Source organism: Intrasporangium sp. Soil_C_50 (genome assembly GCF_057656595.1).
On record NZ_JBDGKB010000002.1, the window covers coordinates 189824 to 209955 of the forward strand.

At 72.8% G+C, this 20132-nt stretch carries 20 protein-coding genes, 1 tRNA gene and 1 riboswitch; of the genes, 20 read left to right on the forward strand and 1 reads right to left on the reverse strand.

Going from position 1 to position 20132, the window contains the following annotated elements; genetic code table 11:
- The first annotated feature begins 22 nt into the window (after nt 1-22).
- The 10 genes from xerD (at nt 23) to AC3A5R_RS08415 (ending at nt 8936) form a co-directional block, all read left to right on the forward strand.
- Nucleotides 23-940 carry a site-specific tyrosine recombinase XerD gene (gene xerD, locus AC3A5R_RS08370; protein WP_487620541.1) on the forward strand — a complete coding sequence of 306 codons (918 nt, stop codon included), beginning with the start codon at nt 23-25 and terminating at the stop codon, nt 938-940.
- A 93-nt stretch (nt 941-1033) separates the two neighbouring features.
- Nucleotides 1034-1990, forward strand: coding sequence for a ParA family protein (locus AC3A5R_RS08375; RefSeq protein ID WP_487620291.1), 957 nt, complete (start codon nt 1034-1036; stop codon nt 1988-1990).
- Between the two features lie 14 nt (nt 1991-2004).
- Nucleotides 2005-3051 (forward strand): segregation and condensation protein A, encoded by a 1047-nt coding sequence (locus AC3A5R_RS08380; protein WP_487620292.1) that lies wholly within the window; start codon nt 2005-2007, stop codon nt 3049-3051.
- Complete coding sequence (scpB, locus tag AC3A5R_RS08385) at nt 3044-3739, forward strand: SMC-Scp complex subunit ScpB (protein ID WP_487620293.1); 696 nt, start codon at nt 3044-3046, stop codon at nt 3737-3739. The genes AC3A5R_RS08380 and scpB overlap by 8 nt, the downstream gene beginning before the upstream one ends.
- Complete coding sequence (locus AC3A5R_RS08390) at nt 3736-4725, forward strand: pseudouridine synthase (protein WP_487620294.1); 990 nt, start codon at nt 3736-3738, stop codon at nt 4723-4725. The genes scpB and AC3A5R_RS08390 overlap by 4 nt, the downstream gene beginning before the upstream one ends.
- The gene (locus tag AC3A5R_RS08395) at nt 4722-5825 is read left to right on the forward strand and encodes a prephenate dehydrogenase (RefSeq protein ID WP_487620295.1); all 1104 of its coding nucleotides are present in this window, start codon (nt 4722-4724) and stop codon (nt 5823-5825) included. Before AC3A5R_RS08390 ends, AC3A5R_RS08395 begins: the two co-directional genes overlap by 4 nt.
- A gap of 44 nt (nt 5826-5869) precedes the next feature.
- Complete coding sequence (gene cmk / locus AC3A5R_RS08400; protein WP_487620296.1) at nt 5870-6595, forward strand: (d)CMP kinase; 726 nt, start codon at nt 5870-5872, stop codon at nt 6593-6595.
- Complete coding sequence (locus AC3A5R_RS08405; RefSeq protein WP_487620297.1) at nt 6592-7257, forward strand: lysophospholipid acyltransferase family protein; 666 nt, start codon at nt 6592-6594, stop codon at nt 7255-7257. Before cmk ends, AC3A5R_RS08405 begins: the two co-directional genes overlap by 4 nt.
- Before the next feature lie 12 nt (nt 7258-7269).
- Nucleotides 7270-8763 (forward strand): ribosome biogenesis GTPase Der, encoded by a 1494-nt coding sequence (gene der / locus AC3A5R_RS08410; protein WP_487620298.1) that lies wholly within the window; start codon nt 7270-7272, stop codon nt 8761-8763.
- A 99-nt stretch (nt 8764-8862) separates the two neighbouring features.
- Nucleotides 8863-8936, forward strand: a tRNA-Pro gene (locus AC3A5R_RS08415).
- A 209-nt stretch (nt 8937-9145) separates the two neighbouring features.
- On the opposite strand, the gene AC3A5R_RS08420 is transcribed toward AC3A5R_RS08415, so the two are convergent.
- Nucleotides 9146-10558: a YibE/F family protein gene (locus tag AC3A5R_RS08420; protein ID WP_487620299.1), complete on the reverse strand. Its 1413-nt coding sequence runs from the start codon at nt 10556-10558 to the stop codon at nt 9146-9148.
- A gap of 82 nt (nt 10559-10640) precedes the next feature.
- On the opposite strand from AC3A5R_RS08420, the gene clsA reads away from it, so the two are divergent.
- The 10 genes from clsA to gcvP all read left to right on the forward strand — a co-directional run bounded on the left by clsA (nt 10641) and on the right by gcvP (nt 20131).
- On the forward strand, nt 10641-11255 hold the full coding sequence (gene clsA, locus AC3A5R_RS08425; RefSeq protein WP_487620300.1) for a cardiolipin synthase ClsA: 615 nt from the start codon (nt 10641-10643) through the stop codon (nt 11253-11255).
- Nucleotides 11252-12319: a DUF881 domain-containing protein gene (locus AC3A5R_RS08430; protein WP_487620301.1), complete on the forward strand. Its 1068-nt coding sequence runs from the start codon at nt 11252-11254 to the stop codon at nt 12317-12319. Before clsA ends, AC3A5R_RS08430 begins: the two co-directional genes overlap by 4 nt.
- Nucleotides 12316-12648 carry a small basic family protein gene (locus tag AC3A5R_RS08435; RefSeq protein WP_323098405.1) on the forward strand — a complete coding sequence of 111 codons (333 nt, stop codon included), beginning with the start codon at nt 12316-12318 and terminating at the stop codon, nt 12646-12648. Before AC3A5R_RS08430 ends, AC3A5R_RS08435 begins: the two co-directional genes overlap by 4 nt.
- 2 nt (nt 12649-12650) lie before the next feature.
- The gene (locus AC3A5R_RS08440; protein WP_487620302.1) at nt 12651-13637 is read left to right on the forward strand and encodes a DUF881 domain-containing protein; all 987 of its coding nucleotides are present in this window, start codon (nt 12651-12653) and stop codon (nt 13635-13637) included.
- A gap of 102 nt (nt 13638-13739) precedes the next feature.
- Nucleotides 13740-14129, forward strand: a complete 390-nt coding sequence (gcvH, locus tag AC3A5R_RS08445) for a glycine cleavage system protein GcvH (protein ID WP_487620303.1) — start codon at nt 13740-13742, stop codon at nt 14127-14129.
- A gap of 298 nt (nt 14130-14427) precedes the next feature.
- Nucleotides 14428-14868: an FHA domain-containing protein gene (locus tag AC3A5R_RS08450; protein WP_487620542.1), complete on the forward strand. Its 441-nt coding sequence runs from the start codon at nt 14428-14430 to the stop codon at nt 14866-14868.
- 7 nt (nt 14869-14875) lie between these two features.
- Nucleotides 14876-15595 (forward strand): transcriptional regulator FtsR, encoded by a 720-nt coding sequence (ftsR, locus tag AC3A5R_RS08455; protein WP_487620304.1) that lies wholly within the window; start codon nt 14876-14878, stop codon nt 15593-15595.
- 51 nt (nt 15596-15646) lie between these two features.
- Nucleotides 15647-16177: a bifunctional nuclease family protein gene (locus AC3A5R_RS08460; protein WP_487620305.1), complete on the forward strand. Its 531-nt coding sequence runs from the start codon at nt 15647-15649 to the stop codon at nt 16175-16177.
- Between the two features lie 179 nt (nt 16178-16356).
- Complete coding sequence (locus AC3A5R_RS08465) at nt 16357-16941, forward strand: MerR family transcriptional regulator (protein WP_323098384.1); 585 nt, start codon at nt 16357-16359, stop codon at nt 16939-16941.
- A gap of 95 nt (nt 16942-17036) precedes the next feature.
- Nucleotides 17037-17135, forward strand: a riboswitch (glycine riboswitch).
- A 71-nt stretch (nt 17136-17206) separates the two neighbouring features.
- Nucleotides 17207-20131 carry an aminomethyl-transferring glycine dehydrogenase gene (gcvP, locus tag AC3A5R_RS08470; RefSeq protein ID WP_487620306.1) on the forward strand — a complete coding sequence of 975 codons (2925 nt, stop codon included), beginning with the start codon at nt 17207-17209 and terminating at the stop codon, nt 20129-20131.
- Nucleotide 20132: the final 1 nt, after the last annotated feature.

A 20132-nucleotide genomic window follows, 5' to 3' on the forward strand; every position in this document is an offset into this window, starting at 1 on the left:
GCCGGCCGCGGTCGTCACGCGCATCGAGCGTGACGTCCGCGGCTGGCTCGACCACGTCCGCGTCGAGAGGGGTGCGTCGGACAACACGCTCGCCTCCTACCGACGCGACCTGCGGGCCTACACGGCCCACCTCGCCGCGCGCGGGGTCACCGACGCCGGCCGCGTCACCGAGGCCGACGTCACCGACTTCCTCGCCGCGCTGCGAGAGCGGGGCCTGGCCGCGTCGTCGGCCGCACGGACGCTCGTCGCGGTGCGCGGCTTCCACCGCTTCCTCGCGCTCGAGGGGGAGGTGCCCACCGACCCGGCCGCCAACGTCGCGCCGCCGAAGCCGCCGGCGCGGCTGCCCAAGGCGATCTCCGTCGACGCCGTCGAGCGGCTGCTCGCCGCCGCGTCGGTCGGCGACACTCCCGAGTCGCTGCGCGACCGCGCCCTCCTCGAGCTGCTCTACGGCGTCGGCGCCCGGATCAGCGAGGCGGTCGGGCTCGACGTCGACGACCTCGAGCTGCCGACCGGACCGGGGGCACCCGGCGTCTCGGCGGTGCGCCTGCACGGAAAGGGTGGCAAGGAGCGGATCGTGCCCGTCGGGCGCTACGCCGTCGACGCCGTCAGCGCCTACATGGTGCGAGGCCGTCCCGCCCTCGCCGTCAAGGGCAGGGGAGGGCCCGCCCTCTTCCTCAACCAGCGCGGCAACCGGCTCTCCCGGCAGTCGGCCTGGGCGGTCATCCGGCGGGCCGCGGAGCGCGCCGACCTCACCGAGCACGTCTCTCCGCACACCCTGCGCCACTCCTTCGCGACCCACCTGCTCGACGGCGGCGCGGACGTCCGCGTCGTGCAGGAGCTGCTCGGACACGCGTCGGTCACGACGACGCAGATCTACACGATGGTCTCGACACACCGGCTCCGAGAGGTGTATGCGACGGCCCATCCGCGTGCGCGCTGATAGGGTCGCTCGTGATCGGCGAGAGGCCGACCACTGACCTGAGACGAGGTCGACCGAGTGGAACACCAGGTGAACGAGGAGTCACGCGAGACCATGCAGTCCGTGCCGTCCGAGCACCTCGACACGCGACCCGGCGACGCCGGGGCCCGCCCGGGCCCCCCGCCTGAGCGCATCGTCCCGGCCGCCCAGCTGCAGGCCGACAAGCGCAACGGGCTCGGCCCCACCGGTCGCCCGCTGCCCGACTTCCCGGTCCCGCCACCGCTGTCGAGCCACGGCCCGGCCCGCGTCATCGCGATGTGCAACCAGAAGGGCGGCGTCGGCAAGACGACGACGACGATCAACCTCGGCGCGGCCCTGGCCGAGCTGGGCCGCAAGGTGCTCGTCATCGACTTCGACCCACAGGGTGCGCTGTCGGTCGGCCTCGGCGTCAACGCCCTCGAGCTCGACCTGACGATCTACAACCTCCTCGTGGAGCGTGGCCACGAGATCCACGAGGTCATCCAGCACACCCGCACCCCGGGTCTCGACGTCGTGCCCGCCAACATCGACCTGTCCGCCGCCGAGGTCCAGCTCGTCGGCGAGGTCGCCCGCGAGCAGATCCTGGCCCGCGTGCTGCGGCCCGTCGTCGACGAGTACGACGTGATCCTCATCGACTGCCAGCCCTCGCTCGGCCTGCTCACCGTCAACGCCCTGACGGCCGCGCACGGGGTCGTCATCCCGCTCGAGTGCGAGTTCTTCGCCATGCGCGGCGTCGCCCTGCTCGTCGACACGATCGAGAAGATCACCGACCGGCTCAACCCGCGCCTGCAGGTCGACGGCATCCTCGCCACGATGTACGACGCCCGCACGCTGCACAGCCGCGAGGTCGTCAAGTCGGTCGTCGACCACTTCGGTGACCAGGTGTTCCACACGGTGATCAGCCGCACGGTGAAGTTCCCCGACGCGACGCTCGCCGCCGAGCCGATCACGACGTACTCCTCCGAGCACTCCGGGGCCAACGCCTACCGGCAGCTCGCGCGCGAGCTCATCTCGCGCGGCGACGCCGCCTGATCCCGGCTGACGCGATGACCGAGCAGGACATCGTCGACCGCGAGCCGGTCGACGCGCAGAGCCCCGCGCCCGACGCGGGTGGGTTCGGCGACCTCGAGGACCTCGGCGGCCCGACCGCCACGGCAGGTCCGGAGGCAGCCGGTACCGCCGCCGCGCCGGCGATCACCCCCGGCGGCATCCTCACGCGGCGGACCGTGAGCGCGCCGTTCCAGGTGCACCTCGACGTCTTCTCCGGGCCGTTCGAGCTGCTCCTCGGCCTCATCAGCAAGCACAAGCTCGACATCACCGAGGTAGCCCTGGCCCAGGTCACCGACGAGTTCATCGCGCACATCCGCACCGCCCAGGCGGCCGACGACGACTGGGACCTCGGGCAGGCCAGCGAGTTCCTCCTCATCGCCGCGACCCTCCTCGACCTCAAGGCCGCCCGGCTCCTGCCGCAGTCCGGTCCGGAGGACGACGAGGACCTCGCCCTCATCGAGGCCCGCGACCTGCTCTTCGCCCGGCTGCTGCAGTACCGCGCGTACAAGGAGATCGCCGGCGCGTTCCGCGAGCGGATGGCCACCGCCGGGCGCATCACGCCCCGCCAGGCGGGCCTGGAGCCGGAGTTCGCGAGCCTGCTGCCCGAGCTCGTCATCGCCCTGACGCCCGAGCAGTTCGCGATGATCGCGGCGCGGGCCATGACCCCCAAGATTCCCCCGACCGTGGGCCTGGACCACCTGCACGCGCCGCAGGTCAGCGTGCGCGAGCAGGCGGCGATCGTCGTCGCGCGGCTGCGCACCCGTGGCCAGGTGTCCTTCCGCAGCCTCGTCTCCGACGCCGACAGCACCCTCGTCATCGTGGCCCGGTTCCTCGCCCTGCTCGAGCTGTTCAAGGAGGCGGCCATCGCCTTCGAGCAGGCCGAGGCCCTCGGCGAGCTCGACATCCGCTGGACCGGCGCCGACGACGGCGACGTGGAGATCACCGACGAGTTCGACGAGGCCGACGGGGCGGACGAGCCGGACAAGACCGCCGACACGCCCGCCGCGGCACCCCAGACCGATGCAGGAGCAGACGATGAGTGACGACGACGCCGAGACCGTCCCGGCGGACGCCGTGGACGAGGTACCGGACACAGAGTCGACGCCCGAGCCGGAGTCCGATCCGGTGGTCGAGGCGGTGGAGGCCGACGAGCAGATCGCCTTCGACATCAACGACTTCCCGGGCGGCGCCCGCTCCGCGCTCGAGGCCGTCCTCATGGTCATCGACGAACCGGTGACCGAGCTCGCCCTCGCCTCGGCGCTCGAGCTGCCGGTGGAGGACGTCCGCGAGCACCTGCACGCCCTCGAGGCCGAGTACACCGAGCAGCTGCGCGGCTTCACCCTGCGTCCCGTCGCGGGCGGCTGGCGCATGTACAGCCGCACCGACTACGCCCCCGTCGTCGAGAAGTTCGTCCTCGACGGCCAGCAGGCCAAGCTGACCCAGGCCTCGCTCGAGACCCTCGCCGTCATCGCCTACCGCCAGCCCGTGTCACGGGCCCGGGTCAGCGCGGTCCGCGGCGTCAACGTCGACGGCGTCGTGCGCACGCTCGTCTCGCGCGGTCTCATCGAGGAGGTCGAGGGCACGGGGGAGAGCGGTGCGGTGCTCTACCGCACGACGCCGTTCTTCCTGCAGCGCATGGGCCTCGGGTCGATCGACGACCTGCCCCCGTTGGCGCCGTACCTGCCGGACGCCGACGTCATCGACGAGCTCATCGAGGAAGGACACGCATGAGCGAGTACTCACGGTCCCCGCGCCAGCCGCGGAAGAAGGGCTCCGGCTCCGGACGCACCGGAGGCACCGGAGGCACCGGGAGCACCGGCGCGGGAGGTGCCGGGCGGGGACGCTCCGGCCAGCCCACGCGTGGCGGCAAGGCCACGGGTTCGGGCGGGCGAGGCCAGCGCTCGGCCCCCCGGTTCGCCGGATCGACCAAGCCGAGCCAGCCCACGCGCCTCCCGGACCGTCGCCAGCAGCCGCAGGTCGACGTGCACGACCCCGACGGCACGCGCCTGCAGAAGCTCATGGCGGCCGCGGGCGTCGGCTCACGCCGCGTCTGCGAGAACCTCATCGCGGAGGGCCGCGTGCAGGTCGACGGCCAGGTCGTCACCGAGCTCGGCGTCCGCGTCGACGCGCGCACCGCGGTGGTCCACGTCGACGGCGTCCGGGTCAACCTCGACGAGGACCGCGTCTACCTCGCCTTCAACAAGCCGAAGGGCGTCGTCACGACGATGAGCGACGACCTCGGCCGCGTCTCGCTCGCCGACTACGTCGGCAACCGCGAGGAGCGGCTCTTCCACGTGGGCCGCCTCGACGCCGACACCGAGGGCCTGCTCCTGCTGACGAACGACGGCGACCTCGCGCACCGGCTCCAGCACCCGGCCTACGGCGTCCTCAAGACCTACCTCGCGACGGTCCGCGGCCCGGTCGCCCGCGACGTCGGCAAGCGGCTGCGCGAGGGCGTCGAGCTCGAGGACGGCCCGGTCACCGTCGACTCCTTCAAGATCGTCGACAGCCAGCCCGGCCGGGCGCTCATCGAGGTCGTCCTGCACGAGGGCCGCAAGCACGTCGTGCGCCGGATGCTCGAGGCGGTCGGTCACCCCGTCCTCGAGCTCGTCCGCACCGAGGTCGGCCCGATCCGTCTCGCCGACCTCAAGTCCGGGCGTCTGCGCCGTCTCAACAAGGCCGAGATCGGGGCCCTCTACAAGGCCGCTGGTCTGTGACACGGGCGACCCCGGCGGCCCACGTCCACGTCGTCGGCACCGGTCTCATCGGCACGAGCCTCGGGATCGCACTGACCAACCAGGGCCACCGCGTCACGCTCGAGGACCCGTCGCCGACGGCAGTGCACCTGGCCCGCGACCTGCGCGCGGGCGAGGCTCTCGATGCCGTGCAGGAGGGGCCCGACCCGGAGGTCGTGGTCGTCGCGGCACCTCCCGACGTCGCTGCCGACGCCGTCGTTGCCGCGCTGACGCGCTGGCCGCACGCCGTCGTCACCGACGTCGCGTCCGTCAAGGAGGCGGTCCTCGAGCGCGTCCTCGCCTCGGGCGCCGACGCGTCCCGCTACGTCGGGTCACACCCCATGGCGGGTCGCGAGCGCTCCGGCGCCGCCGCGGCCCGCGCCGACCTCTTCGACGGGCGCGCCTGGGTCGTCGTGCCGCACGCCGGCTCGAGCGAGGACGCGGTCCGCGCCGTGCGTGCCCTGGCGCTCGACGTCGGCGCTGCGGTGCGCGTCATGCCCGCCCACGAGCACGACGCCGCGGTCGCCGCGGTCTCCCATGTGCCGCAGCTCGCGGCGAGCATCGTCGCCGGGTGCCTGCGCGAGCTGCCCGAGCCCGCGGTCGGCCTCGCCGGCCAGGGGCTGCGCGACGTCACCCGGATCGCGGCGAGCGACCCCCGCCTGTGGACCCAGATCCTCGCCGGCAACGCCTCGGCCGTCCGGGACGTCCTGCGCCAGGTGCGCACCCAGGTCGACGACGTGCTCGTCGCGCTCGACCACCTCGTGGACTCCGACGGCGCGGGCTCGCTCGCGACGCTGAGCCACGTCCTCGAGTCGGGCAACCTCGGCCACGCCCGCATCCCCGGCAAGCACGGCGCTGCACCGGCCGCGTACGAGGTCGTCTCGGTCGTCATTCCCGACGAGCCCGGCGCCCTCGCCCGGCTGCTCACCGACATCGGCGCCGCCGGGATCAACCTCGAGGACCTCCACCTCGAGCACGGCCTCGGCCAGGCTGTGGGCGTCGCCGAGGTGTCGGTGGTCCCGGCGTCCGTCGAGCCGCTGCAGGCCGAGCTGACGCGCCTGGGCTGGCGCGTCCACGACTGAGCGCGCCCGCATCGGCACCCCGCACAGGCACTATCCTCTGGCGCATGTCGCAGACCGCCGATCAGCACGAGCAGCACGACCAGGCCCTCTCTGGGTTCGTCATCGCCATCGACGGCCCCTCGGGCTCGGGCAAGTCGAGCGTCTCCAAGCAGGTCGCGCGCACACTCGGCTACGGCTACCTCGACACCGGCGCCATGTACCGCGCGCTGACCTGGTGGTGCCTGCACGAGGGCGTCGACCTCACCGACGCCGACGCCATCACCCGGGCCGCTGCCGACTTCCCGCTCGCCATCGGCACCGACCCCGACCACCCGACGGTGAGCGTCGACGGCACCGACGTCGGCGCTGCGATCCGCGAGACCCGCATCTCGACGAGCGTCTCGGCCGTCGCCACCGTGATCCCGGTGCGGGAGATCCTGCGCGACCTGCAGCGCCGGCTCGTCTCCGAGGCCGGCGCCGCCTCCGGCGGGGTCGTGGCCGAGGGGCGCGACATCACGACCGTGGTGGCCCCCGACGCCCCGGTCCGGATCCTGCTCACGGCCTCGGAGGAGGCACGCCTGGCCCGCCGCAGCAAGGAGCTGCACGGTGACGCCGAGGAGCACTCGGTCGCCGCCACCCGCTCGCAGATCGTCGACCGCGACAAGGCCGACTCCACGGTGTCACAGTTCACGGTGGCCGCCGACGGGGTCACCACCGTCGACACCTCCCACCTGGACTTCGAGGGGTCGGTCGCGGCCGTCCTCGCCGTCGTCGAGGCGGCCCGGGCATGACGGCGGCCACCGCGCCGCACCCGAACCGGGCCCGCGTCGGCCGGCCCATTGGACGCCTCATCTTCAGCACGCTCTACCGGGGCGTGGCTCGCCACGCCGAGCGGGTGCCACGCACCGGCCCGGTCATCCTCGTGGCCAACCACGCGGCCTTCCTCGACGGCCCGCTCGTCTTCTCGTTGGCGCCGCGCCCGGTCAGCTTCCTCGTCAAGCAGGAGGCCTTCTCCGGCTTCTTCGGCTGGACCATCCGCAACGTCGGACAGATCCCCATCGACCGCACCGTCGGCGATCGGGCGGCCCTCGCAGCCGCCACCGCCGTGCTCGAGGAGGGCGGAGCGGTCGGCATCTTCCCGGAGGGCAACCGGGCCGACGGCGACGTCCAGCAGGTCAACCAGGGCGCGGCGTGGATCGCCCTGCGCACCGATGCCGCCATCGTGCCGGTGGCCGTGGTGGGCACCCGCGTCGAGGGCGGCACGAAGGACTCCTGGCCGGCGCCGCGCTCGCGCCTCCTCGTCGACTTCGGCGAGCCGTTCCACCTCGAGATCGACGCGTCCGCACCCGGCCGCGAACGCCTCCGCCTCGCCAGCGAACAGCTGCGCGACCGCCTCGCGTCACACGTGCGTCTCGCGCGGGTGGAGAATGGTGCCTCCAGAGACGTTCACTGATTCGAGGACACCGTGACTGACGAGACCGCCCGCCCCACCGACGAGGGCGCTCCGATCTCGACCACCACCGCCGACGACGCCAGCGTCGAGCGCGCCCTGCGCGCCGGGCTCACCGACTTCGAGCTGAGCCCGGAGGACGAGGCGCTGCTGTCGGCCGAGGGCCCGCTGGCCGGCGACCAGGCCGAGCAGGGCCCGCTGCCGGTCGTCGCCGTCGTCGGCCGGCCCAACGTCGGCAAGTCGAGCCTCGTCAACCGCATCCTGCGCCGCCGCGAGGCCGTCGTCGAGGACGTCCCGGGCGTCACCCGCGACCGCGTCTCGTACGAGGCCGAGTGGGGCGGGCGACGGTTCACCATCGTCGACACCGGCGGCTGGGAGGCCGACGCGTCGGGCATCCACCTGCGCGTGGCCGAGCAGGCGGAGATCGCCATCGAGCTGGCCGACGTCGTCATGTTCGTCGTCGACGCCACCGTGGGCTCCACCGACGACGACGAGAAGGTCGTGCGCCTGCTGCGCCGCTCGGGCAAGCCCGTCGTGCTCGTGGCCAACAAGGTCGACGACCAGCGCGGCGAGGCCGACGCGGCCGCGCTGTGGAACCTCGGCCTGGGCCAGCCCTGGCCGGTCTCGGCCGTGCACGGGCGGGGCAGCGGCGACGCGCTCGACGCCGTCCTCGACGTGCTGCCCGACGTCTCCGCCCACGGCGCCTACGCCCAGGGCGGTCCTCGACGCGTCGCGCTCATCGGGCGCCCGAACGTCGGCAAGTCGAGCCTGCTCAACAAGCTCGCCGGCTCCGAGCGCGTCGTCGTCGACAACGTCGCCGGCACCACGCGCGACCCGGTCGACGAGCTGATCACGCTCGGCGGCAAGACCTGGCGCTTCGTCGACACCGCCGGCATCCGCCGCCGCGTGCACCAGTCCCGGGGTGCCGACTTCTACGCCTCGCTGCGCACCCAGACCGCGCTCGAGAAGGCCGAGGTGGCCGTGGTGCTCATCGACGCCGAGCAGCCGATCGCCGAGCAGGACATCCGTGTCGTGCAGCAGGTCATCGACAGCGGCCGCGCCCTCGTCATCGCCTACAACAAGTGGGACAACCTCGACGAGGAGCGGCGGTACTACCTCGAGCGCGAGATCGAGAAGGAGCTCGTCCAGGTGCCGTGGGCCCCGCGGGCCAACATCTCGGCGCGCACCGGCCGCCACATGGACCGTCTCGTGCCGGCGATCGAGACCGCCCTCGAGTCGTGGGACACCCGCATCCCCACGGCGCGCCTCAACGCCTTCCTCGGCGAGATCGTGGCCGCGCACCCGCACCCGCTGCGCGGTGGCAAGCAGCCGCGGATCCTCTTCGCGACCCAGGCCTCGACGCGTCCGCCGCGGTTCGTCATCTTCGCCTCGGGCTTCATCGAGGCCGGCTACCGCCGCTTCATCGAGCGCCGCCTGCGTGAGCAGTTCGGCTTCGAGGGCACGCCGATCGAGGTGTCGGTGCGGGTCCGGGAGAAGCGCCGCCGCTGACGGCGCCAGGCCGCGCCAGCAGGGCGCATCCCGGCCCGGCACCCCGATTCGGTTGTGGGGCAGGGGGTGCGCTATGGTTTCGATCGCCCCGAGGGGCAACGGGCTGTGGCGCAGCTTGGTAGCGCACTTGACTGGGGGTCAAGGGGTCGCAGGTTCAAATCCTGTCAGCCCGACCGTGTGAAAGGGCCCGCCGGAACGACGAAGTCGTCCGGCGGGCCCTTTCACGTGTCGGGCGGCCAAGTTGCCGGGAGCCGGAGCGGACCGGCGCGAGGAACGAGCGCCGGGACGCGACGGCGGCTCCTGTCAGCCCGACCCTCCGCGGCCTCGCCGAAGCAGACTCCTGCCCGTGGCCGGTTGCAGCCCGGCGCGACCGCGAGCTCTCTCAGCCGCCGCCCCGTGCGCGTGCCTCAGCCCGGGTCCGGGGTGGGGGAGGGCCGGAGGCCACGAGCTCGAGGTCCGCGGCGGTCGGCGTCGCCCGGCCGCCGGCGTCGTCGTCGCCTCGGGGACCGTCGGCGTCCGGACTGGCCGCACGCACGTCGGCGGCACCGACCGTCAAGGCCGCGATCGCCGTCGTGACCGGCACGGCGAGGACGAGGCCGATGGCCGACGCGAGCGTGCGCACGATCTCCTCGGACAGCGACTCGGTCTGGAGCAGGTCGAGCACGGGCCGTTCGTAGAGGAACAGGAGCATGAGGACGGGCAGAGCGGCACCGGCGTAGGCGAAGACGATGGTGTAGATCGTCGAGGCGATGTGATCGCGGCCGATGCGCATACCGGAGCGGAACAGCTCACGCCGCCCCATCGCGGGTGCAGCCGCGCGCAGCTCCCAGATGGCTGAGGACTGCGTGATCGTCACGTCGTTGAGCACGCCGAGGCCGGCGACGATGATGGCGCACGTCAGCAGCTCCTGCGGGTGCAGCGTCGTGACGAACGAGGACAGCGTCGCACCCTCGTCGTCGGCCACGCCGCTGAGCCGCGCGAGATCGACGGCGAGCAGGCCGAGCCCGGCCGTGATCCCGACGCCGAAGAGGGTGCCGGCGAGGGCCGTGCTCGTGCGGATCGAGAGGCCGTGCGCGAGGTAGAGGACGACGAACATGATCGCCGAGCTGCCGACGACGGCCACGAGCAGCCCCGACTGCCCCTCGAGCAGCGCCGGCAGCATGAAGCGCGCGACGACGAGCCCGCCGAGGCCGAGCCCGACGAGCGCCAGGATCCCGCGCCATCGGGCGACGACCGCGACGACGAGGACGAAGAGCCCGAGCATGAGCGACAGGGGCGCGCCGCGCTGCACCTGCAGGAAGGAGAAGCCCTCGGGCTGTCCCTGGGCCGGTGGCGTGCGCATGAGCTGGACGGTGTCGCCGGCGCGCAGACCGGACTCGGACACGGGGGGCGGTACGGCGACGGTCACCGTGGGGTGCACGTCACCGGAGGACGCGGTCGGCTGCTCGAGCTGCACCCGGATGGCGCCGCACGTCGCACCGGCCTCGGCCACGTCACCGCCCTGTCCCGGTGCGGTCGGGGCCCCGGTCGAGGCGTCCTGTCCCGCGCAGGCCGGCAGCACGTCGAGCACCTCGGCGAGCGGGAAGGTGACACCCGGCGCGGCGAAGTCGGTGGTTCCCACACGCGCGGCCGCTCCGGCGTCCGACGGCCAGAAGCGCACCACGCCGAAGAGCGTCGCCGCTGCGGCGAGGACGACGAAGGCGGTCAGGGCGACGCGGGCGAGCGCACTCACGGACACGGACGCCGCGGCCTCGTGGTCGCCGGGTCGGTGGCTGTGGCTGTGTCCGCCGGACATGGTGCGGAGTGTGTCACAGCGTGTCCGGATCGATGCCGAGCAGCGTGCGCGGGCCCGCAGGGTGCCCGTTAGGCTGACCGCCGTGGGTGAGCAGAAGGACGCGGCGGACCGCGAGCACGTGGTGTCGAACCAGCTCCTGACGATCCCCAACGCCCTGTCGGTGCTGCGGCTGCTCGGCGTGCCCGTCTTCCTCTGGGCGATCCTCGCCGAGCGCGACGGCCTGGCCCTGCTGATCCTCATGCTCTCCGGGGTCACCGACTACCTCGACGGCAAGATCGCACGGGCGTTCGGCATGGAGTCGCGCCTCGGGCAGTTCCTCGACCCGATCGCCGACCGCCTCTACATCCTGACGACGCTGCTCGGCCTCGCCTGGCGCGAGGTCATCCCGTGGTGGGTCGTCGTCGTGCTCCTCGCGCGTGAGGTCGTCATGGGCGTCATGCTGGCCTACCTGCGCCTGCGCGGGCAGCTCGGCCTGCCCGTGCACTACGTCGGCAAGGCAGCAACCTTCAACCTCCTCTACGCCTTCCCGCTCCTGCTGCTGGCCCAGCGCGACGACTGGCTGGGAGACCTCGCCCAACCCATCGGTTGGGGCTTCGCCTGGTGGGGGATCACGCTCTACTGGCTCGCCGCCGTCCTCTACGGCATCCACGCGCGCATCGTCCTGCGGGACCGCGCGGCCCGGGCGGTGGCGTCATGACGAACGACCCGAGCGGGACGGGCGGGACGGGCGGCACAGGCGGGCGCCGGCGCCCCGACGCGTCGATGACGCTCATCACCTCGATGCTCGAGCGCCCGCTCGACCCGGGCTACCAGCAGGCCGCCGACCGGCGCGCGGCGCAGGGCCTGCCGCGCGCGACCTCGTACAGCACGCCTCTGGTCATCGTCCTCGCCGTGCTCACAGGCTTCCTCTTCGCCCTGGCCGCCCTCTCGCTGCGGCCCAAGCCGACGGCCGCCGCGCAGGTCAAGGCCCAGCTCGTCGCCCGCATCGAGGGCTTCCAGAAGCAGGCGAGCGCGCAGGACGCCAAGGTCGGCGCGCTGACCCGGCAGGTCCGCGACTACGAGGCCCTGGCCCTCAAGCAGAGCGGGTCGACCGACCTCAGTGGCCAGATCGCCGGACTCGAGGTCCAGGCCGGCACCGTGGGGCTCACCGGTCCGGGCCTGACCCTCACCATCGACGACGCGGCCTCCACCGAGGCCGGCGGGGGTGCGGGGTCGCGGCCGAGCAGCGGCTTCGAGCCGGGACGGGTCACTTCCGCCGACCTGCAGATCATCGTCAACGGGCTGTGGGGCGCGGGGGCCGAGGCCATCTCGATCAACGGCCACCGCCTCAGCTCCACGGCGGCGATCCGTTTCGCGGGGCAGGCGATCATCGTCGACTTCCGGCCCCTGGCCCGGCCCTACGTCATCACCGCCCTCGGCGACGGCGCCGGCATGCAGCAGCTCTTCGAGCAGGCCTTCGCCGGTGTCTACCTCTCGCAGCTGACCCAGGAGTTCAAGATCCGTTCGGTGCTCAAGACCGCAGACGCCCTCAGCGTGCCGGCCGACTCGGCGTCGCGCCTCGACGTGGCCCGGCCCATCACGCCCGCGGGTTCGGCCCCCTCGACGAGCCCGGGCGCGACCACCCAGCGCAAGGCGGCCCCCGGTACCGCGCCCCCGGGCGGGGCCCCCTCGGGAACCGGTACCGCCGTGGACACCGCCACCGACAGCCCGACCACCGCACCATCGACGACCAGCGCAGGCAACAGTCAGGAGAACCCGTGATCCCCGTCTTCGGACTGCTGGCAGGCCTGGCGATCGGCCTGTTCATGCACCCGTCGGTCCCGGTGTGGCTCCAGCCCTACCTGCCCATCGCCGTCATCGCGGCGCTCGATGCCGTGTTCGGTGCCATCCGCGCCATCCTCGACGGGATCTTCGACGACAAGGTCTTCGTCGTGTCGTTCCTGTCGAACGTCGTCGTCGCCGCCTTCATCGTCTTCCTCGGCGACCAGCTCGGCGTCGGCGCCCAGCTGTCGACGGGCGTCGTCGTCGTCCTCGGCGTGCGGATCTTCTCCAACGTGGCCTCGATCCGGCGGCACCTGTTCAAGGCGTGACGATGACCCGCAAGCAGACACCGCCCGACGAGACGCCCGAACCGGACGTCACCGACGCCGGCACGCCCGAGCCCGGCACGCCCGAGCCCGGCACGCCCGAGCCCGGCACGCCCGAGCCCGGCACGCCCGAGCCCGGCACTCCCCACGCCGACGACGCGCCGGCCACGGACGCGCAGCCACCCGAGCCCGCAGCCCCGATCGAGGACCGATACGGCGTCGAGGACGACTTCACCGAGGCCGAGGCGGCCGCCGAACCCGGGCGACGTCCCGTCGAGGGCGTGGCGGCCTGGCGACGACTCTTCGCGATGTCGCGCCCCCGGGCCACCCGCGCGAACCTCCTCGGCGCGCTGCTGGCCGTCCTGCTCGGGGCCGGCATTGCCGCCCAGGTGCAGCTGACGAACGAGCGCGGCCTGGACCAGCTGAGCCAGACCGACCTCGTCCGGGTCCTCGACGACATCTCGGTCAAGTCCTCGCGCCTCGACGAGCAGGTCCGTGAGCTCGAGGCCACCCGGGACCGGCTCAAGAGCGGCACCGGCACGGCCGCGGAGGCCCTCGCGCAGGCCCAGAAGCGCTTCGACACCCTCGGCATCCTCGCCGGCACGATCGGCGCCAAGGGCCCGGGCATCGTCCTGACGATCTCCGACCCCGACAAGCAGGTGACCGGGCCGGTCGTCCTCGACATCATCCAGGAGCTGCGCGACGCCGGCGCCGAGTCGATCGACGTCGGTGGCGTGCGCGTCGTCGCGTCCTCCTTCGTCGGCGACGCCGGTGGCGACCTCCTCGTCGACGGCAAGGCGATCACCCGTCCCATCGAGATCAAGGCCATCGGCGACGCCAAGACGCTGTCCTCGGCGATGACGATCCCCGGCGGGATCGTCGAGACGGTGCGGCAGAAGGGCGCCAACGCGACGGTCACCGAGTCGCCGTCGATCCAGATCACCTCGGTGCACGAGTCGCGCCCCATGACCCACGCGAAGCCGGCCCAGTGACGGCCCGGCGGAGGACGGACCGACCCCGACATGGCATCCTCTCCCTTGCCGGTGGAGTGACGCCGCCGACCCCGACCACCTCAGCGACGAGCTAGGAGCGACATGAGCGACCTCGAGTACCCCGCCGACCTGCGCTACACCAGCGACCACGAGTGGGTCCGGGTGGGTGACGACGGCGTCGTCCGCGTCGGCATCACCTCCTTCGCGCAGGACGCCCTCGGTGACGTCGTGTACGTGTCCCTCCCGGCGGTCGGCGACACCGTGTCGCCCGGCGACTCCTGCGGCGAGGTCGAGTCCACCAAGTCGGTCAGCGACGTCTTCGCGCCGCTCGACGGCGAGGTCACCGCCGTCAACGACGCTCTCGACGCCTCGCCCGAGCTCATCAACTCCGACCCGTACGGTGAGGGCTGGATGTTCGAGATGCGTCCGGCCGACGCCGCTGCCGTCGACGGACTCATGGACGCCTCGACCTACACCGCATCGCTGTCCTGACCCGGTCGGAGCACCCCTGCAGCACCCGCAGCACCCTGCACTTCCCGCGTCACCCGCACGGTCCCTCACGTGCGGTCCGTCGCGCCCGACCGCACGTGCCACGGCGACCATCGAATGGTCGATCCCGCGGCCGCGTCGGCGGGCGCGACGGGGACGGGCGTCAACTAGAGTGGTGACGCCCGCTTCGCCCCACCGACGGCAGGAGGACGGCATGTCGAACGATCACGACGATCACGACGAGCACGACGCTCCCGACCGGGACGAGCCGAACTCCGACCACCAGAACGAGGAGGACCGCATGTCGAGCGACCAGTTCGACTCCGACGACATGAACGTCGAGCCGCGCACCATGCGGTTCCAGGGCGTCCCGGCCCAGGACACCGAGCACCTGGACCCGCGAGGCCTGACGGCCGAGGACCAGGCCACGATCGAGGCGCTTCGCCCGGGCACGGCGCTGCTCGTCGTGCTGCGGGGACCCAACACCGGCGCCCGGTTCCTGCTCGACGACCAGGAGGTCGCGGCCGGGCGTCACCCCGACTCCGACATCTTCCTCGACGACGTCACCGTCTCGCGCAAGCACGCCCTGTTCGTCAAGCACGGCGACACCGGCTACCTCGTGCGCGACGCCGGCTCGCTGAACGGCACGTACGTCAACCGCGAGCGCATCGACGAGGCGCCGCTGCACACGGGCGACGAGGTCCAGATCGGCAAGTTCCGCCTCGTCTACTACGCCGCCTGACCGACGGATGCCCACGGGGACGACGGGCGAGGGCGTGCTGCCCTCGGGACCACGCCTGACCATCGGCAAGGTCATCGCCGCCCTCACGGAGGACTTCCCCGACGTCACGGCGTCCAAGATCCGTTTCCTCGAGGCCGAGGGGCTCGTGACGCCGCACCGCACGGCGTCGGGCTACCGCACCTACGCGGAGTCCGACGTCGAGCGGCTGCGCTACGTCCTGGCGGCACAGCGGGACCGGTTCTGGCCGCTCAAGGTCATCCGCGAGGCGCTCGACGCCCTCGACCGGGGCCTCACCGACCCCGGCAGCGGGGGAGGGCGCCCCGTGCCGCCCGAGCCGGCCCCCGACCCCGACGTGCCGGATGCCGCCGACCTCGCGCAGCGCACCGGGGTGATGCTGACCGGCCCCGAGCTTCGTCAGGCCACGGGCATCGACCGGCCGACGATGCACGCCCTCGAGACGTTCGGGCTGCTGACCGCCGACGCGTCGGGCCACTACGGCCAGGACCAGGTGGCCGTCGCGGCAGCCGCGCACGCCCTCGCCGCCCACGGACTCGAGCCGCGTCACCTGCGCCCGTTCCGCACGGCCGCCGACCGCGAGATCGGGCTCGTCGACCAGGTGCTGTCGACCCACCGCGACGACGACACCAGGGGCGATCGCGCGGCGCAGATCGCGGCGTCGTGCATTGCGCTGCACGTCGCCCTCGTCAAGGCCGGTCTCGCCCGCTGAGCCCTGCAGGACCCTCCCGACACGCGGCGGGCCCCGGGGTACGGTGGAGTCGTGAGAGAGGTCGATGTCCTGGGTGTCCGGGTCGAGATGCCGACGAACAACCCCATCGTGCTGCTGCGCGAGCGCGACGGTGGTCGGTACCTGCCGATCTGGATCGGTGCCGCCGAGGCGGCCGCCATCACCTACGCCCAGCAGGGCGTCGTACCCCCGCGCCCGCTGACCCACGACCTGCTGCGCGACGTCCTCGCGGTCCTGGGCCACGAGCTGACGGAGGTGCGCATCGTCGCCCTCAAGGACTCCGTCTTCCACGCCGCGCTCGTCGTCGACGGCTCGGTCGAGATCAGCTCGCGCGCGAGCGACGCGATAGCCCTGGCCCTGCGCACCGGGTCCCCGGTGCTCGTCGATCCCGCGATCCTCGACGAGGCGGCGATCGTCGTCAGCTCGGAGGAGGACGACGAGGTGGAGCGCTTCAAGGAGTTCCTCGACCACGTGTCGGCCGAGGACTTCGAGGGTCCCTCCGGCGGTGAGCCCGGGGAACAGGGCGACCCCGGCCGTCCCGGGCAGCCCGGCTCGGGGGAGTGACCGACCCTCACGTTCAGGTCGAAGGTGAAGGTGGGTCGGCACACCGCGACACGCCGACGCCGGGAGCGCCCGGTGATTGACGCCCACCTACCCGCGTCCTACCGTCGGATAACGACGTGTGTGTAGTTATCCCGATGTCGTCTGCGCGTGTCGCGCAGGCCCGCCCTGAGGAGGACGGCATGGCCGCCATGGAGAACGCGCCCGAACCGGGCCGCACGGTGCCCAGCAGCGCCCAGGGTCTGCTCTTCACCGACGACCTGCCCGACCTCGCCGACGACATCGGCTACCGGGGCCCCACCGCGTGCCGCGCTGCCGGCATCACCTACCGCCAGCTCGACTACTGGGCCCGCACCGGGCTCGTCGAGCCGTCAGTCCGCAGCGCCACGGGCTCGGGCACCCAGCGGCTCTACGGCTTCCGCGACATCCTCGTGCTCAAGGTCGTCAAACGGCTGCTCGACACCGGCGTCTCGCTCCAGCAGATCCGCGTCGCCATCAGCCACCTGCGTGAGCGCGGCGTCGAGGACCTCGCCCAGATCACCCTGATGAGTGACGGCGCCTCGGTGTACGAGTGCACGTCGGCCGACGAGGTCATCGACCTCGTCCAGGGCGGGCAGGGCGTCTTCGGCATCGCCGTCGGACGCGTGTGGCGCGAGGTCGAGGGCGAGCTCGCGCAGCTGCCGAGCGAGCGTCCCGACGACGAGGCCCCGGCCGACCACCCCGGCGACGAGCTCACGGCGCGCCGCCAGGCCCGCAAGATGGCCTGAGCCGGCCAGCGACACCCACCAGCGACACCACGAGGGCCCGCCCGGTACGTCCGGGCGGGCCCTGCTGCGTCGACTGGTAGATTTGACGGTGCCGATCACCCCGCGTGGGAGAGTCCTCGAGGTGTCACCACCTGCGAGGCGCCGAAGGGGCAACATCCCCGGAACCTCTCAGGCGCCAGGACCACGCGGGCGAGGCACCTCTGGAGCCGGTGGGTGACAGACGGGGAGCGTGTGTGTCATCCGCTCATCCCGCCAGGAGCCCCGCATGTCGACCGACCAGCTCGCCGCCGAGACCGCGGCGTCCACCACCTCCACCGAGGGCTTCGCCGACTTCGTCGGCCGCCACGTCGGTCCTCGTGAGGACGACGTCGCCCGGATGCTCGAGGTGGTCGGCCAGCCGAGCCTCGACGTCCTCTGCGACCGGGCCATCCCGGGCGCCATCCGCTCCGACGCGCCGCTGGCCCTCGAGGCCGCCGCGAGCGAGAGCGCCGTCATCGACGAGCTGCGTGGGTTCGCCTCTCGCAACACGGTACTCACCTCGCTCATCGGCCTCGGCTACTACGGCACGGTCACGCCGCCCGTCGTCAAGCGCAACGTGCTCGAGAACCCCGCCTGGTACACCGCGTACACGCCGTACCAGCCCGAGATCTCCCAGGGGCGCCTCGAGGCGCTGCTCAACTTCCAGACCGTCGTCACCGACCTCACCGGCCTCGACGTCGCCGGCTCGTCGCTGCTCGACGAGGGCACCGCGGCGGCCGAGGCGATGTCGCTCATGCACCGCGCCACCCGCGCCAAGGCCGAGGCCGTCGTCCTCGTCGACGAGCGCGTGTTCCCGCAGACCATCGCCGTCATGCGCACCCGCGCCGAGGCGATCGGCCTGCCGCTGGTCGTCGCCGACCTGCGCCCGGTCACCGACGCCGACGCCCTGGCCTCGGTCGCCGAGGGTGCGCCGGTCGCCGGTGTCGTGCTCCAGTACCCTGACGCGTCGGGCCAGCTGCACGACTGGGCGACGCTCACCGAGACCGTCCACGCCGCCGGCGGGCTCGTCACGGCGTGCGCCGACCTGCTCGCCCTGACCCTCGTCACGGCGCCGGGGGAGTGGGGCGCCGACATCGCCGTGGGCAGCGCCCAGCGCTTCGGCGTGCCGATGGGCTTCGGTGGCCCGCACGCCGGCTACATGGCCGTGCACCGCGGCCTCGAGCGCCAGCTGCCCGGCCGCCTCGTCGGCGTCTCCGTCGATGCCGACGGCCACCAGGCCTACCGGCTCGCCCTGCAGACCCGCGAGCAGCACATCCGCCGTGAGAAGGCGACCTCGAACATCTGCACCGCCCAGGTGCTCCTCGCCGTCATGGCGAGCATGTACGCCGTGTGGCACGGTCCGGACGGGCTCGTCGGCATCGCCCGGCGCGTCACGGGCCTCACCACGGCCCTGCGCGAGCGGCTGGTCGACGGCGGTGTGGACGTCGAGACGACCGCGTTCTTCGACACGCTGACCGTGGTGGTGCCCGGCCGCGCGGACGACGTCGTCACGACCTTCGCCGACCGCGGCATGAACCTCCGCCGGGTCGACGCCGACCGCGTGTCCCTCAGCCTCGACGAGACCTCCACGGCCGCAACCGTGTCCGCGATCCTCGCGGCCTTCGGCGTCGACGCGTCGGGCACCGACGCGTCCGGGGACGCCGATGCGTCGGGCGTGCCTGCGACGCTCGCGCGCACGTCGGACTTCCTCACCCACCCGGTCTTCCACGCGCACCACTCGGAGACCGCGATGCTGCGCTACCTGCGCCGGCTCGCCGACCGCGACTTCGCCCTCGACCGCGGCATGATCCCGCTCGGCTCGTGCACGATGAAGCTCAACGCGACGACCGAGATGGAGGCCATCACCTGGCCCGAGTTCGCGAACCTGCACCCGTTCGCGCCGGCCGAGCAGTCCGAGGGCTACCGCGCCCTCATCGACGACCTCGCCGCCTGGCTGTGCGAGATCACCGGCTACGACGCCGTGTCCCTGCAGCCGAACGCCGGCTCCCAGGGCGAGTTCGCGGGCCTGCTCGCGATCCACGCCTACCACCAGGCCAACGGTGAGGGGCACCGCCGCGTCTGCCTCATCCCGGCGAGCGCCCACGGCACCAACGCCGCCTCGGCCGTCATGGCGGGACTCAAGGTGGTCGTCGTCAAGACCGCCCCCGACGGCACCGTCGACATGGACGACCTGCGCGCCAAGATCGAGGCCCACCGCGACGACCTCGCCGCGATCATGGTCACCTACCCCTCGACCCACGGCGTCTACGAGGACACCATCACCGAGCTGTGCGAGCTCGTCCACGACGCCGGTGGTCAGGTCTACGTCGACGGCGCCAACCTCAACGCGCTTGTCGGCCTGGCCCAGCCTGGCAAGTTCGGCGCCGACGTCAGCCACCTCAACCTGCACAAGACGTTCTGCATCCCGCACGGTGGCGGCGGCCCCGGCGTCGGTCCGGTGGCCGTGCGCTCCCACCTCGCGCCGCACCTGCCCAACCACCCGCTCGCGCCGGAGGCCGGTCCCGAGACCGGCGTCGGCCCGATCTCCGCGGCGCCGTACGGCTCGGCGAGCATCCTGCCGATCTCGTGGGCGTACGTGCGGCTCATGGGCGGCGACGGCCTGCGCCACGCCACCCAGACCGCCGTCCTCAACGCCAACTACGTGGCCGCCCGGCTGCGCGAGCACTACCCGGTGCTCTACTCCGGCACCGACGACCTCGTCGCGCACGAGTGCATCCTCGACCTGCGCGCCCTGACCGCCCGCACCGGCGTCACGGTCGACGACGTCGCCAAGCGACTCATCGACTACGGCTTCCACGCGCCCACGATGAGCTTCCCGGTCGCCGGCACGCTCATGGTCGAGCCCACCGAGTCGGAGAACCTCTACGAGCTCGACCGGTTCTGCGACGCGATGATCGCGATCCGCGAGGAGATCGAGCAGGTCGGCCGCGGCGAGGTCCCCGTGGCCGACAGCGTGCTGCGGCACGCACCCCACACCTCGATGCGCCTGGCCGGCGAGTGGGACCACCCGTACGACCGCGCCACGGCCGCCTTCCCGGTCGGCGTGTCGGCCCCGGACAAGTACTGGCCCCCGGTGAGCCGCATCGACGGCGCCTACGGCGACCGCAACCTCGTCTGCTCGTGCCCGCCGCCGGAGGCGTTCGAGGGCTGAA

Bases quoted from the DNA above. Each gene is read 5' to 3' on its own strand.
- AC3A5R_RS08375 (WP_487620291.1), top strand. From the start codon at position 1,034: ATGCAGTCCGTGCCGTCCGAGCACCTCGACACGCGACCCGGCGACGCC.
- AC3A5R_RS08380 (WP_487620292.1), top strand. From the start codon at position 2,005: ATGACCGAGCAGGACATCGTCGACCGCGAGCCGGTCGACGCGCAGAGC.
- scpB (WP_487620293.1), top strand. From the start codon at position 3,044: ATGAGTGACGACGACGCCGAGACCGTCCCGGCGGACGCCGTGGACGAG.
- AC3A5R_RS08390 (WP_487620294.1), top strand. From the start codon at position 3,736: ATGAGCGAGTACTCACGGTCCCCGCGCCAGCCGCGGAAGAAGGGCTCC.
- cmk (WP_487620296.1), top strand. From the start codon at position 5,870: ATGTCGCAGACCGCCGATCAGCACGAGCAGCACGACCAGGCCCTCTCT.
- AC3A5R_RS08405 (WP_487620297.1), top strand. From the start codon at position 6,592: ATGACGGCGGCCACCGCGCCGCACCCGAACCGGGCCCGCGTCGGCCGG.
- AC3A5R_RS08420 (WP_487620299.1), bottom strand. From the start codon at position 10,558: ATGTCCGGCGGACACAGCCACAGCCACCGACCCGGCGACCACGAGGCC.
- AC3A5R_RS08430 (WP_487620301.1), top strand. From the start codon at position 11,252: ATGACGAACGACCCGAGCGGGACGGGCGGGACGGGCGGCACAGGCGGG.
- AC3A5R_RS08440 (WP_487620302.1), top strand. From the start codon at position 12,651: ATGACCCGCAAGCAGACACCGCCCGACGAGACGCCCGAACCGGACGTC.
- gcvH (WP_487620303.1), top strand. From the start codon at position 13,740: ATGAGCGACCTCGAGTACCCCGCCGACCTGCGCTACACCAGCGACCAC.
- AC3A5R_RS08450 (WP_487620542.1), top strand. From the start codon at position 14,428: ATGTCGAGCGACCAGTTCGACTCCGACGACATGAACGTCGAGCCGCGC.
- ftsR (WP_487620304.1), top strand. From the start codon at position 14,876: ATGCCCACGGGGACGACGGGCGAGGGCGTGCTGCCCTCGGGACCACGC.
- AC3A5R_RS08465 (WP_323098384.1), top strand. From the start codon at position 16,357: ATGGCCGCCATGGAGAACGCGCCCGAACCGGGCCGCACGGTGCCCAGC.
- gcvP (WP_487620306.1), top strand. From the start codon at position 17,207: ATGTCGACCGACCAGCTCGCCGCCGAGACCGCGGCGTCCACCACCTCC.